10 protein-coding genes are annotated in these 13681 nt (G+C 44.0%); 6 read left to right on the forward strand and 4 right to left on the reverse strand.

Translation table 11 applies throughout. From position 1 onward, the window contains the following. The first annotated feature begins 53 nt into the window (after window positions 1-53). Together QT987_RS10850 and QT987_RS10855 are read left to right on the forward strand one after the other, a co-directional pair. The gene (locus QT987_RS10850; protein WP_333239675.1) at window positions 54-413 is read left to right on the forward strand and encodes a hypothetical protein; all 360 of its coding nucleotides are present in this window, start codon (window positions 54-56) and stop codon (window positions 411-413) included. Between the two features lie 475 nt (window positions 414-888). Continuing rightward, entirely contained in the window at window positions 889-6099 is a 5211-nt protein-coding gene (locus tag QT987_RS10855; protein ID WP_333239677.1) for an nSTAND1 domain-containing NTPase, read from the forward strand. Window positions 6100-6170: 71 nt separating this feature from the next. Here QT987_RS10855 and QT987_RS10860 read toward each other — a convergent pair whose 3' ends face one another. Both QT987_RS10860 and QT987_RS10865 read right to left on the reverse strand, forming a co-directional pair. Continuing rightward, entirely contained in the window at window positions 6171-6443 is a 273-nt protein-coding gene (locus tag QT987_RS10860; RefSeq protein WP_333239679.1) for a type II toxin-antitoxin system RelE/ParE family toxin, read from the reverse strand. Beyond that, window positions 6430-6642 carry a hypothetical protein gene (locus QT987_RS10865; RefSeq protein WP_333239681.1) on the reverse strand — a complete coding sequence of 71 codons (213 nt, stop codon included), beginning with the start codon at window positions 6640-6642 and terminating at the stop codon, window positions 6430-6432. Before QT987_RS10865 ends, QT987_RS10860 begins: the two co-directional genes overlap by 14 nt. Window positions 6643-6869: 227 nt before the next feature. Here QT987_RS10865 and QT987_RS10870 point away from each other — a divergent pair, with 227 nt between their 5' ends. Both QT987_RS10870 and QT987_RS10875 read left to right on the forward strand, forming a co-directional pair. Beyond that, window positions 6870-9143 (forward strand): FdhF/YdeP family oxidoreductase, encoded by a 2274-nt coding sequence (locus QT987_RS10870; RefSeq protein WP_333239683.1) that lies wholly within the window; start codon window positions 6870-6872, stop codon window positions 9141-9143. 32 nt (window positions 9144-9175) lie between these two features. After that, window positions 9176-9379 (forward strand): hypothetical protein, encoded by a 204-nt coding sequence (locus QT987_RS10875; RefSeq protein ID WP_333239686.1) that lies wholly within the window; start codon window positions 9176-9178, stop codon window positions 9377-9379. On the opposite strand, the gene QT987_RS10880 is transcribed toward QT987_RS10875, so the two are convergent. Both QT987_RS10880 and QT987_RS10885 read right to left on the reverse strand, forming a co-directional pair. Beyond that, window positions 9369-9638: a hypothetical protein gene (locus QT987_RS10880; RefSeq protein ID WP_333239688.1), complete on the reverse strand. Its 270-nt coding sequence runs from the start codon at window positions 9636-9638 to the stop codon at window positions 9369-9371. The two genes, QT987_RS10875 and QT987_RS10880, sit on opposite strands and share 11 nt — an antisense overlap. Window positions 9639-9731: 93 nt before the next feature. Next, window positions 9732-10100 carry a glycosyltransferase family 2 protein gene (locus QT987_RS10885; protein ID WP_333239691.1) on the reverse strand — a complete coding sequence of 123 codons (369 nt, stop codon included), beginning with the start codon at window positions 10098-10100 and terminating at the stop codon, window positions 9732-9734. Window positions 10101-10616: 516 nt separating this feature from the next. Here QT987_RS10885 and QT987_RS10890 point away from each other — a divergent pair. Together QT987_RS10890 and QT987_RS10895 are read left to right on the forward strand one after the other, a co-directional pair. Further along, window positions 10617-11138: a hypothetical protein gene (locus tag QT987_RS10890; protein ID WP_333239693.1), complete on the forward strand. Its 522-nt coding sequence runs from the start codon at window positions 10617-10619 to the stop codon at window positions 11136-11138. Further along, complete coding sequence (locus QT987_RS10895; RefSeq protein ID WP_333239695.1) at window positions 11132-13633, forward strand: protein kinase domain-containing protein; 2502 nt, start codon at window positions 11132-11134, stop codon at window positions 13631-13633. The genes QT987_RS10890 and QT987_RS10895 overlap by 7 nt, the downstream gene beginning before the upstream one ends. Window positions 13634-13681 lie beyond the last annotated feature (48 nt).

The following is a 13681-nucleotide window of genomic DNA, read 5'->3' on the forward strand; positions in this document are numbered from 1 at the left end:
CAGATGTTGAATGTATAGTAGTACCAAAGTTTAGTTTATATCAGGAGGATACCATGAGGAAAATCACGGCGCGACAAACAATAAGTGCCATAGTAGCACTGCCGATCGTACTAATAGCCAATACAACTCAAGCTTTAGCGACTGATACCGATCAAAAAATAGAGCCCATTAAGAAAGTTTCGGATTTTGGCGATGAGCTAGATTTTGATATTGGGCCACCAACAACCATCAGCATTGAAGAAAGCGAGGATTGGGATGAACCTGATTTTGCAGCTACTTTAGATATGGAGATTAGTAAATTTATGACCAAAAATCTTCAAGCTGTAATTGATGAGCCGCCGCCGATAGTTTATCTCAGTGCTGCAAGGAGTCAGTCAAGCAAGGAATGCCGGATTTCAGCGATATGCGAATAACTGAATCGGATGTGTGCGATTTTGGCGATGGCTGGGATCCCCGCAAACAAAGACTTTTTTGCTGGGTAGAATTTGAGCAATTATCAAGATTTCAGTAAAATCCGGTTGATTTTGCTGGAAATATGCGAATAACAGAGTATGTATTTTTTTGGGTATGCTTTAATTGCGATCGGCTAAAATAATAAGTATGCAGGCTGAAAAAAACTTAACTAATTGATAGTTGCACTTGATGGGAAATCGCCCACCAGGGCAGAAATAAAATTAATCATAGGATTCTTCGCAGTGATCTACTAAAGTGAAAACGGGTCAGAGTAAACTTATATCAACCGCCACAATAGTTAGGAAGTTCTTAATTTCACTTTCCCCTGCCGTCGATTCCTGACATCCGTGATATCCGTTAAAAAATCCGTTGCCGAAATTCCTTTTTTCTGCAGTTTACAGCATCTATTCTCAGAAACTTTTTCAACTCTTAATTATGATTAATTCGCACTACCAGCAAGAAACCGCAGCACAGCAAAACCAAAGTTCGCTGCAAACTCTCTCCCGGACTCTGAGAATGTCTCACGGGCAATTTTCGCTCATTTTGGTACGGTGCAATTACAGCGCTATGAGAGAGGAAATTGTAAGGCAATTGCGGGCCGAGTCTGGGATCGAGATTCGAGAAATTGTCCTCCCGCCATCTGTTAAAACTCTTTACACGACGATAGAAACCAAACTTTCCTGCACCCATCCGGCAGCTTTAATGGTGTTTGGATTGGAATCGGTAAGTGCGATCGATCGCCTGCTGACTTCTACCAACTACGTGAGGGAAGAATTTCGGAATAATTTTCCTTTCCCGGTGGTGCTGTGGGTGACAGACAAAATATTAAAAAAACTGATTCGGTTAGTAACAGATATCGAAACTTGGACGACAAGTGTTGAATTTGTGATGGGCCCGGACGACTTGGTAGATTTTTTGGGCAAAAGTGCCGATCGCATTTTTTCCAACATTTTAGAAAGTGGCAATTGGCGTTTAACTAATTCTGCCATTCTCGGAGCCAATTCTTTGAGTGAACTAGAGTCAGCTAGCCAAGACTTGCAAACTTGCAATATCAGATTAGAACCAGCTATTGAAGCAAGTTTGCAATTTATTCGCGGTAGGCACGAATATGCTTGTCACCGCATCTCTGCGGCTATTGAATTATATCAAAAAAGTCTCAGTTTTTGGAAGTATCAAGTAGCATTTATTGGACAAAAAACAGAATTTAGCGATTTGTTATTTACCGTTCACCCTGCACCGGTGTTAGAGGGAATTCTGCTATTCCACATCGGTCTTTGCTACCGCTTCCAAGCAGAAAAACACCGCAGCGGCAACCGTCCTTACTGGACGGAAGCTAAGAATTATTTTCAGGAATGTATTGATGTTTTAGAACGCGTGGGGCGGCCGGATGCCGTGGGTATATTCATCAATCAACTTGGGGAAGTATTGCAGCATTTAGAAGATTGGGATGCACTCTGGAATTTAGCTATTAAAGCTCGGAGGTTACATCAAAATATGGAAAATTCAGCAGTTAATTTGGCTCAAGATTACGGCTTTTTGGCTAGAGTAGCCTTAGAGCAAAAGAACTGGCAAGGGGCGAAAGAATGGGCTTTAGTGGCTCTAGACGTTCTCAACTCAAATTTAGAAGCGACGGGACAGGGAACCCCTGTAAAGTCGCAGCATTTAGGCTTGTATCTGTTAATTTTAGCAGAGGCCCAGAGTCATTTGGGTGAGGTGCAGGAGGCGATCGCGCATTTAGAACTTGCTCGCTCGGAAACCGAACCTTGTTACAACCCGCAACTGTATTTGCGGGTTTTAGAAATGCTGCGATCGCTCTATTTTCAGCGGGGAGAATATCTCGAAGCATTTCAAATTAAGCAAGATTATCGAGCGGTGGAACACACGTATCGGTTCCGAGCTTTTATTGGAGCCGGAAAGTTGCAGCCGCACAGAGAAGCGGTTAATTCCGTCGCCGAAACTCTTGCCGGCGCTGCTACTATTGCTGACGAGATTACAGCTTCCGGCAGAGAGGAAGACCTCAACCGCTTGATATATAGGATGAACAATACCCCCGACAAACTGACAGTAATTTACGGTCAGTCTGGAGTTGGCAAAAGTTCAATTGTCACGGGAGGATTAGTACCAGCTCTTAAACAAAAAAAAATAGAAATGCGGACTGTTTTGCCCGTAGTGCTGCAAGTTTATAACAACTGGCCGCGGGAATTGACCAGACAGTTATCTGCTGGAAAAGCTGAAATATTCGATCCTGAAATTGCCGAAGCAGTACCAGAAACTGCTCCGGTAGATTTGACCGTAGAAGCAGGTGCAGTCAAGGGAAATCTTATTTCGGGATTGCACGGTGGCTCGGCTGCGAAAAATGAGGAGCAAAGGGAGCAGTCACAGCCAGTAGAATTAATCATACAACAACAGGCGATCGAATACGAAAACATTATCAAGGAGCTGCAAAGAAATTCAGAACATTTAGTGACTGTTCTGATATTTGACCAATTTGAAGAATTCTTTTTCGTGTGGAAAGAGCCAGCGGAAAGACAAATATTTTTTGATTTTTTGCGGGAATGCTTGAAAATCAAATACTTAAAAGTCGTCCTGTGTTTGCGGGAAGATTACCTGCACTATGTGCTGGAATTTACTCGACCAAAAAACCAGACAGGATTCGTTAACAATGATATTTTAGATGACATTCTCAGCAAAAACATTCTGTTTTATTTGGGAAATTTTTCGCTGATCGATGCGCGATCGGTAATTCGCACTTTAACTGAGCGAGCGCAGTTTTACTTAGAACCGGAGCTGATCGAAGAATTAGTCAATGATTTAGCTGGAGAATTAGGAGAAGTTCGCCCGATCGAACTACAACTTGTCGGCGCTCAACTACAACAAGAGAACATTAGAACTTTAACTCAATATCAGGAACTTGGCAACAATCCGCAACAAAAATTAGTCGAAAGGTTTCTCGAAGAAGTTATCAAAGATTGCGGGCCAGAGAATGAAGTAGCGGCGCGCCGAGTTTTGTATTTGCTCACAGATGAAGAACAGATTCGTCCCCTAAAAACCCGCGCAGAATTAGCTTCAAGTTTAGCGACATTTGCTGAAGCTGACAAATTAGATTTAGTATTAGAATTGTTAGTAAAGTCTGGTTTAGTGTTTCGATGGATGGAACTGCCTGCTGAGCTTTATCAGCTCGTTCACGATTATTTAGTTAGCTTCATTCGCCAGCAGCAAGAATTAGATAAAAAGGCAGAATTTGAGGAACTGCGAAAGCAAAACCAAATTAACCGAGATGAAATTGAACAAATTCGCAAAGACAGAGAACAAGATGCTTTGCTGTCGGAAGCTAGAGACAAACAGTACCAAGCAGAAGCTCAACTTTACCACACTCGGAGATGGCAATTGCAGGCGGCGGTTCTAGGAGTGCTTGTACTCGGAGGTGTTTCGGGGATGGCTTTCGAGCAAGCAAAATTAGCAGAAAGCGCACGGCAAGAAGCAGAAACCAGTCGGACTGATGCCCTAAATTCGGCGTCGGAAGCTTTGGTGCTTTCTAATGAAAAAAATCAATTAGGAGTGTTGGGAAATAGTATCAAAATTGGTCGTGATTCTCTGAAAAGTACGGCGCTGCCTGTGGACACTAAAAATCAAATTGCTGAAAGACTCAGACAAGCAGTTTCCGGGGTGCAAGAACGCAACCGTTTCGAGCAGCACAGCAAGTTTGTTTTGGATGTAAGTGTTAGTCCCGACGGCAATTCAGTTGCTTCGGCAAGTGCAGATCAAACTGTTAAATTGTGGAGCAAAGAAGGTAAGTTATTAAAAACTTTCAATCACCCAGATAGCGTGACGAGTGTTAGTTTTAGTCCTGATGGGAAAACGATCGCTACTGGTTGTGCCGATCGTACAATTAGAATTTGGCAAGTAGATAACGACAAAAGTGCGATTCCCTACGGGATAGCTCCGCTTCACGGCATTTTATCCGGCCACCGCGATATCGTCACCAGCGTCAGTTTCAGTCCAGACGGCAAAACCCTAGCTTCCGCCAGTCACGACAACACCGTCAAAATCTGGAACCTTGCGAACAAAAAATTGCTGCAAACCTTAACCGGACACAAAGACTGGGTGCTCGGCGTCAGTTTCAGTCCCGACGGCCAAACAATTGCCTCAGCAAGTGTTGACAAAACTGTCAAACTTTGGAACCGAGAAAGTAAAACGCAGAAATTTAGAATTAATCCCAAAACATTAACCAAACATTCTGACATTGTTTACAGCATTAAGTTCAGTCCAAACAGTCGAGAACTCGTCTCAGCAAGTGCCGACACCACAGCCAAAATTTGGAACCGAAACGGTGAGGAAATCAGAACTCTCAAAGGACACAACGATGAAGTTGTCAGCGCGACTTTCAGTCGCGACGGCGAAAAAATTGTCACCGGCAGTGCAGACGATACGGTGAAAGTTTGGAGTCGCAGCGGCACTTTGCTCAACACTTTTCGAGGACATCAAGACGACGTGAGGGCCGTAAGTTTCAGCGGCGACGGCACTATTGCTTCCGCAAGTAAGGACAAAATAGTGAAAATTTGGAAACCAGACAGCACTCCGCTGAATAAGATTTTATCAGGACACGGAGACTGGGTTTACAAAGTCAGTTTTAGCGCTGACGGCAAAACAATTGCTTCTGCTAGCGGGGACAAAACAGTGAGACTTTGGCGTGCTGACGGCAGTTTATTCAAAACCTTAGAAAGTCACAAGGATTCTGTTACCTGGGTTAGCATTTCGCCTGATGATAAAACTGTTGCTTCCGCGAGCGATGACAAAACCGTGAAAGTCTGGAGTTTAAACGGCAAACTGTTAAATACTCTCAGCCACAGCGGCATTGTTAAAAGCGTGAGTTTTAGTCCAGACGGAAAGATAATTGCTGCCGCAAGTGCCGATCGCAAATTGTACCTCTGGCGCTGGAATGGTGCTAAAGCAACTTTGTTGGCAAAACTCGATCACAGCAATCCAGTAATTAGCGTTAGCTTCAGTCCCGACGGCAAAACTATTGCTACTGCTACCGCTGCTGAGGACAAGCCAAGCGGGAAGAAAAAGGCTTTTGAAATTACCGGAGAAAAGAGAGTTTACCTGTGGCAATTTAACGGTTCGTCGGCAAAAATTATGAAAACTCTCGACCACCAAGACAGCGTTAAAAATGTTAGTTTTAGTCCAGACGGCAAGACTATTGCTGCTGCTTGCGCTGACAAAAAAGTTTACTTGTGGGGGTTTGATGGAAAGGTGGCGAATTTAACTGAAAAACTCGACCACAGCGATACTGTAGAAAGCGTGAGTTTTAGTCCCAACGGCAAGTTGATTGCGGCGGCGAGTGGGGGAAATACTGTTAAGCTGTGGGATTTTGACGGCAAGAAGGCGCTGCTATCTAAGACTTTGGAATCGAGCGATCGCGTGTTGAGTGTTTCTTTTAGTTCTGATAGCAAAACTCTGGGTTTTGCTAGTAGGGATAGGAATGTAATTCTGTTGCCTGTGGAGAATTTGGAACTGAATAATATTATTGCTCGCAGTTGCGAGTGGTTAGGAGATTATTTGCAGAATGACCCGAATGTTGCTGAGGGCGATCGACTGCTTTGTCTTGGGTTTGGGAAGCAGGCTTTAAATAAGGGGAAGCGGTGAAATTGACAGCGGTAAGTTGCGGGCTGCACACCCTACATAATTATATTTTGCTAATTCTAATCAACATAATTTTATGGAAAAATTCTGTATATGTCTCGGCGGTGCGCTACTCGCTGACAAATTAAAGTTTTTGTCGGTGCATCAACTGTGAGTCCAATACGGTAGTCACCAACACGAATTTTATATTTATCTGGATAACATTTCATTTTTTCCAGATATCCTAATGCAAAGGGATTGTCTGATTCTAAGAATTGAAAAACTATAGGTTCTATCCTACTTCTAATTTCAGCAGGTAAAGCAGCTAGTTCTTTGAGGAACCGATTTGTATATTCAACTTGCCACATTATTTTGTTTGATTGAGTTATAATACTTTAGTGCTTGTTCTTTTGATAATCTCTCATCACCTTCAGTTTCTTCTATAAGTTTATCCAGACCATAGTTTTCCAAAATCTCCTCTATTTTCTCAAATTGTTCAAGGGGGATTTGAACAGCAATCGGCTGCTGATTTTCGTCGATCACATAACTTTTATGTAGTTCTAGCATTTTGTAGTGTTTATATCTGAGTATATGAATTATTATAATAGATACATTTTTTTTGTCAAGAGGCGATCGCGTCTGCCTGTCGAGTTACTCAACCGATAGGTTAAATAAATCTATCTACTGGCTAATTGTATTGGCAGTAAAATTGCGCTAGAATTCGACTGACAAGCTTAACCTTTTTGGCAATTCCCCACCGAATTAATTAGCAATCAAAACCCGAGGTAAACCACATGGATGTCAACTCCCAAAATCTCCAACCAATCCCGCCATTCAACGAGACAAACGAGGAAACACCAGAGATAGGTGGCGGTTTGCCCGTAATAGAATATTGGGCAGAACATACATTGTCCCCGGAAGGGCCGAAACTTTGGAAAACTTTGCTGCACAAAAGTGCTTGTTTGTCCTGTTCTTGGGGCACGGGCGGACAGAAAGGAGGTTTTACAAATGAAGAGGGCGAAAAACTTCAGCGGTGCATGAAAAGCGTCGAAGCAATCTCCGCTGAAATCAAGCCGGCTATCTCAACTCAATTTTTTGAACAGCAGAGTATTGCACAACTTCAGCAATTAACTTCAATGGAAGCCGATAGGTTGGGAAGGCTGAGTTTTCCGATGATTTTGCGGGCTGGTTCCTCTCATTACGATCGCATTTCTTGGCAAGAAGTTTATCAAATTGCCGAAGCTGCTTTTCGCAAAACCCCCGAAAGAGTGGCATCTTACAGTTCCGGTCGTTCTTCCAACGAAGCCGCTTTTCTGCTGCAATTGATGATGCGGGCGATGGGTTCCAATAACTTAGCAGATTGTTCCGATCTCTGCCACGCTCCCTCGACAACTGGCTTAAGCGAAATGTTTGCCACCCGCACCTCGTTAGTGAGTCTAGAAAACTTGAAGGAAGCAGATTGCGTCGTGCTCGCGGGCAGCAATTCTTCCTACAACCATCCCCGTTTGATGAACGAATTGATTAAAATTCGCGACAAAGGCGGTAAAATAATTGTAATCAATCCGGTGATGGAAATCGGCTTAGTCAAGTTTGGTTCTCCCGCATTTCCCGTCAAGTCGCTCATCCCCGGTTCCGATATTTCCTCCTTATACTTGCAACCAATTCCCGGCAGCGATACGGCGCTATTTGTAGGCATTCAAAAGTCTATAATCGAACAAGGTTTGCTGGACGAAAGCTATTTGCAAGCTCATACAGAAGGCTGGGAAGCAGCAGTCCAGCACGCCCGCGAAACTTCTTGGGAAACTATTACTGAAACCTGCGGAGTTTCCCGCGCAGAAATTGAGGCTGCAGCCAAAATTATCGGCACTTCACAGCGGGTTGTCTTCGGTTGGGCGATGGGAATTACCCAACACGATAACGGTGTAGATAACGTTTTCAGCATCGCCAATACTGCCTTAATGACAGGAAATGTCGGCAAAGAAGGGGCGGGATTAATGCCCGTGAGAGGACACTCAAACGTGCAAGGATTCGGCTCTATGGGCGTCACTGTGAAGCTGAAAAAAGAAATTCAACAAGCTTTAGAAAAGTTATTGAATCGTCCCCTCAGTCCTGTTAAGGGCTACGACACTCGATCGCTCATTGAAGCAGCAGAAGCAGGCAAAGTTGATACCCTGATCTGTCTGGGCGGCAACTTGTATGGGGCAAATCCAGATTTAACTCAGGCAAAACGCGCTTTAAGCAATGTTGAAACCGTTATATACCTCGCAACTAAACCGAATTTAGGGCATTTTCACGGATTGGCAAAGCACAATACAATTGTGCTCCCCGTGCTGAATCGCTTTGAAAACCCCCACAAAACAACGGTGGAATCTGGCAATAACTTTGTGCGTTTAAATGATGAGGGCGAAACTCATCTCCAGAATTCGGATTTGATTCCTGAAGTGCATTTTTTGACGGAATTAGCCAGCAGAATCCACGGCGATTTTCCGGTTGATTGGCGCCGACTTCAAGACACAAAATACGTGCGCCAATTGATTGCTAAAACTATTCCGGGCTATGAAAAAATAGCTACAATTGATGAAACCAAAGAGGAATTCACCATCAGCGGTCGCATTTTTACAGAACCTAAATTCCCTACGGAATCTGGGAAAGCGAAGATGTTTATCACGCCTTTACCTACGCTGAAATTACCGGAAGCGAAAGAGTTTGGAGTCTCGGAATCAACACAGGGTATTGTTGTAGCCTTGATGACGGGACGCAGCTATTCTCAGCACAATACTGTGGTTTACAAAATTGATGACAAGTACCGGGGAATGCCGCACCGCAACTGCATTTTGATGAATCGTGCGGATGCAGAAAGCACGGGTTTGCATGAACATCAACGGGTTACGGTGCAGGGAAATGTGGGGAAAATGGAAAATGTCGAGGTGATTTACGGGGCGGTTCGTGAGGGTGCTGCTTTGATGTTTTATCCTGAAGTTAATGTAATTTTTCACCCGGAGATTGAAAAGCGATCTGGCACGCCTGCTTACAAGCGCGTACCTGCTTTTGTTTATGCGGAAGTATAGAATATCTTACACCATTCTCAAGAACAGGCAAGATGCCTGTTCCACAAATTACACCATTCTCAAGAACAGGCAAGATGCCTGTTCCACAAATTACACCATTCTCAAGAACAGGCAAGATGCCTGTTCCACAAATTACACTATTCTTAAGAACAGGCAAGATGCCTGTTCCACAAGGGGTTAATTTTTTGTGGGTGGGCATCTTGCCTGCCCATATGCAAGTTTTAATCAACTCTTAATTGGCAAAGTTCTACCGCGCCAAGTGCATCCCCAACTGGTTTCAGTTTTAATCGCAGAACCGATCGCCATTGCCGCCACTAACGCACCTCCCAAACCTCCTAACCACCAGTATTTCGTCGGACATTCAGAAATCTCGGCACCCAAGGGGCGCAAAGTGTAATGCTGCAAAATTACGATTACGGATAAACAAATAGTTAACCAGGTAATTGGTTGGTTGGTCGCGGCTGACAAGCGAATTTCAAAGGTGGTATCCGCCATGTGATTTATCCGTGGAATCAATCCAAAATCTAAAATCGAAAATCCTCAAGAAAGAGCATTTATCTCGCGCAAGTCAATTCTTTAATCTAAAATCTAAAATCTAAAATCTAAAATCGATTGACCTGCTAATATTTTAAGCCGGGGGTAGTTGAGATGCTGTTGCAGGGTTTGCCCGATCGCTAGTGTGTCGTCTGTCGATCGATCGTCTACAATTAAAACCTCTAAGTTTTCCACAGACAGCGGTGTACTCTCCAAAATGGCGATCGCGCAATCCCGAATATTCTCTGCCTCGTTGTATGCTGGTACGATTACCGAAACTTTAGGGAACTGCGCGGCCGGTTCCGGTGATGGCCTCGCCGAACTTCTGTCGGTTCGAGGCGCATTTTTGACCGATCGGCGCAAATTCTTCGTGTAAGCTCTACTTACAATCAGAGAAAAAATTAGCAGGGTTAACAATATCAAAGCGAACTGACCTCAAAATTTCGGTACACGATTTGTCTCCCTAAATATTAAAAAATATTAAAACAAAAAGCTAGTCGATCGCCCGAAAAGTTATTTTGACCGAAAGCATCCAGGATACAAGCCCCCGGATTCATCCCTGGGGTCAATGCTTCAATCTAAAATCTCAAATCTCAAATCTAAAATCGATTGACCCCCTCGCATCCAGGATACAAGCCCCCGGATTCATCTCGCGCAAGTCAATGCTTCCATCTAAAATCTAAAATCTAAAATCTAAAATCGATTGACCACCTCTTTTGCTATAATTTGTGAGCATCTTTCGGCTCGCCCGCACCGAGGGGCAAGACCCCTCACCCAGACAGCGACCGAAAAGCCGAGGATAGATATCAGTTGTCAGAGGAGATTGCAATGGGCGAATTTTTTACAGTCGATGTGTTTGCGAACACGATAGCGGTACTCGGCGCTTTGGGTTTTTTCTTTTTGGGATATCAAGCTTTGCAGATGTTGAAAAAATAAAGTATGTCAGAACTGAGATGTTGCACCATTGTCAAGAACGGGCAAGATGCCCGTTCCACAAAGAATGATTTTTCTTGTGGAACAGGCATCTTGCCTGTTCCTAAAGAAGTAATTGAGAATGGTGCAATATCTCAGTTAGAACTGAGATGTTGCACCATTGTCAAGAACGGGCAAGATGCCCGTTCCACAAAGAGTGAGTTTTCTTGTGGAACAGGCAAGATGCCTGTTCATAAACAAGTAATTGAGAATGGTGCAATATCTCAGTTAGAAGTCAGAAGTCAGAAGTCAGAAGGAAAGAAGTCTGAGGGAAGAAGTCCGATGGAAGTCGGAATAAGGAAAGAAAAAAGAAGGAAAAAAACAACTATTCGGAATATCCAATGCCCTGTTTTGCCCATGCCCAATGCCCTGTTTTGCCAATGCCCCGGAACACCTAATTTACCTGAAAAAGGCTATACAACTGACTCAACAGTGCAACTGTTTCTTGCGAAAATCAACCAAAAAAAGGCTGCGTTATTATCATGGTGAGCCAACTTTTAGATGGACGCTATCAAATCATTGAAGTCATAGAAACAGGAGAATTTGGGCAAACCTATCTGGCCAAAGATATTCGCCGTCCGGGAGAACCGCAGTGCTTTGTCAAGCACCTGCGTCCCGGTACCACCGAACCGAAATTAATTAATACTACGCGCCGTCTTTTTCAAAAAGAAGCAGAAGTTCTAGAAAAGCTCGGTCAACACGACCAAATTCCTCAGCTATTCGCTTATTTTGAAGAAAATGAGGAATTTTTCTTAGTTGAATCCTTTGTGGCCGGTCACTCGCTATCAACCGAGATTGTACCGGGCAAGCCTCTAACTGAAGAAAAAATGATTCCTTTGCTGAAGGAACTGTTAGAAATTTTAGTGTTTGTACACGGACAGGGAGTAATTCACCGAGATATTAAACCTGCAAATTTAATCCGCCGCTATTCAGACAACAAGTTAGTTTTGATCGACTTTGGCTCGGTGAAAGAAATTCACATCGCTCAAAGACAAGCGCCGGTAACGGTGCGGATTGGCACTTTGGAATATATGCCGATCGAACAATTTCAATACAACCCGCAACTCAACAGCGATATCTACGCTTTGGGAATGATTGGCATCCAAGCAATGACGGGTTTGCCGGCTTACGATTTGCCGAAATTGCGGGATTTGAAAAATTCTAATAAAGGCGAAATTGTTTGGCGGCATTTAGCCACGTGTTCCCAAGCGCTGGCAGATGTTTTGGATAATATGGTGCGCTACGATTTTCGGGAGAGGTACCAGTCGGCGGCGGAAGCTTTAGCCGATTTGAGGAAAATTGGCGATCGCTCGCGGGCACGGATTCCCAAGCTAACAATATATCGCGAAGAAGTCGATCGGCGTAGCAGCAGCCGGGGTGATATTACAGTCGTCGGTCGAAGAATATTAGATGAACTGCGCGTCAGTTTGGAATTGCTGCCAGAAGAAGCAGAGGCGATCGAAGATGAGGTATTGAACCCTTACCGGAAATACAGGGAAAAAGGCGAACGCTACGAACAATCACTGCAAGAAGCAATGCAGCAAGAATATCCCTTTTCTCTGGAAACTCGCGACGAATTAAAACGCTTGCAGCAAGTTTTAGGGCTTACCGACGAAGATGCCGCGAAAATCGAAGAATTAGTCATTCCTAAATCTTTATTTGCTAAATTGTACAAGGCGATATCCACAGTTTTGGAGGGACATCGCAACCCCAATCTGCCACCAGCGAGTAGCGCCCCTCACCTCGAATTGCAGGCAAGTCCGGCGGTATCCTCGCAGGTAAATCTGAACGGAAAAACCGATTTGTCGAACTCCAGCCCAGCAGCACTTGTCCCCAAAGAAACTCGCAAATTCAACCCTTATCTTGCCGGGGCAACAATTGCGGCTATCTTAGCTGCGATCGGCGGAATTTACGGATATCTCAAATGGCAAGAATGGCAGCAGCTAGCCCAGAAAGAATCCCAACAGCTCAATCAAATTGAAGCTCTTTATACAGCCAGCAATTATGAAGGCTGCATCAGCCAAATACCAACAATTGCCGACACTTCCAGCACCTATTCGTCCGCTCAGGAGTTACAAGAACAGTGCCAAGCAGGTTTGCGGTGGAAGAACGCCAAAGTCAAAAATTTCGCTCAGCATTTAGATGCAGTTGGGTCTGTTGCTTTCAGTCCAGACGGCTTAATGTTAGCCAGCGGTTCTAAAGACAAAACCATCCAAATTTGGGATTTAGCTACAGGCAAGTCGATTCGCACTTTTCCAGGAGATTCCTCCACTATTTGGTCGGTTGCTTTTGACTCAAACGGTACCAAACTGGCGACTGGCACCGGTTTTTGGCGAGTCATGCTGTGGGATTTGAAAACAGGGCAAGTGATTCGCAGTCTCGACCACACTGCTTCTGTTTGGTCTGTTGCTCTTAGCCCCGACGGACAGCTTGTGGCTAGTGCCAGCGGAGACAAAACCACAAAGATTTCGGATGCAGCAAGTGGTCGTTTGATTCAGAGTTTTCCAGACCATACAGATTTTGTTTATTCTGTTGCTTTCACTCCAGATGGAAAAAGTTTGGTTAGCGCTTCTAAGGATAAAAAAATTACAGTTGTGGATGTCGCAACAGGGGCGTTGCTCAAAACTATTGAGGGACACGGCGACGCGGTGAGGTCGGTTGCTGTTAGCCCAGACGGCAAGACAATTGTTAGCGGCTCCTACGATGAAAGTATTAAAATTTGGAATATCGAAACAGGAGATTTAATTCGCTCTATCAAGGGACATTCTGACGATATTGTCTCGGTTGCTATCAGCCCGGATGGGAATTTTATTGCGAGCGGGAGCAAGGATAAAACTATTAAAGTTTGGGATTTTGCTACTGGAGAATTGCTTAATACTTTGACGGGACATTCCGATGAGGTTTATGTGGTGACTTTTAGTCCCGATGGCAAAACTATTGCTAGCGGTTCTAAAGACAATACTATTAAGTTGTGGTTGAGGTAATACGATTTTAGATTTTAGATTTTAGATTTTAGATGGGAATGACTTACT

The organism is Microcoleus sp. SVA1B4 (assembly GCF_036700545.1).
Classification (GTDB): Bacteria; Cyanobacteriota; Cyanobacteriia; order Cyanobacteriales; family Microcoleaceae; genus Microcoleus.

Coding starts and splice junctions, on each gene's coding strand:
- QT987_RS10850 (WP_333239675.1), top strand. CDS start 54: ATGAGGAAAATCACGGCGCGACAAACAATAAGTGCCATAGTAGCACTG.
- QT987_RS10855 (WP_333239677.1), top strand. CDS start 889: ATGATTAATTCGCACTACCAGCAAGAAACCGCAGCACAGCAAAACCAA.
- QT987_RS10860 (WP_333239679.1), bottom strand. CDS start 6,443: ATGTGGCAAGTTGAATATACAAATCGGTTCCTCAAAGAACTAGCTGCT.
- QT987_RS10865 (WP_333239681.1), bottom strand. CDS start 6,642: ATGCTAGAACTACATAAAAGTTATGTGATCGACGAAAATCAGCAGCCG.
- QT987_RS10870 (WP_333239683.1), top strand. CDS start 6,870: ATGGATGTCAACTCCCAAAATCTCCAACCAATCCCGCCATTCAACGAG.
- QT987_RS10875 (WP_333239686.1), top strand. CDS start 9,176: ATGCCTGTTCCACAAATTACACCATTCTCAAGAACAGGCAAGATGCCT.
- QT987_RS10880 (WP_333239688.1), bottom strand. CDS start 9,638: ATGGCGGATACCACCTTTGAAATTCGCTTGTCAGCCGCGACCAACCAA.
- QT987_RS10890 (WP_333239693.1), top strand. CDS start 10,617: ATGTCAGAACTGAGATGTTGCACCATTGTCAAGAACGGGCAAGATGCC.
- QT987_RS10895 (WP_333239695.1), top strand. CDS start 11,132: ATGGTGAGCCAACTTTTAGATGGACGCTATCAAATCATTGAAGTCATA.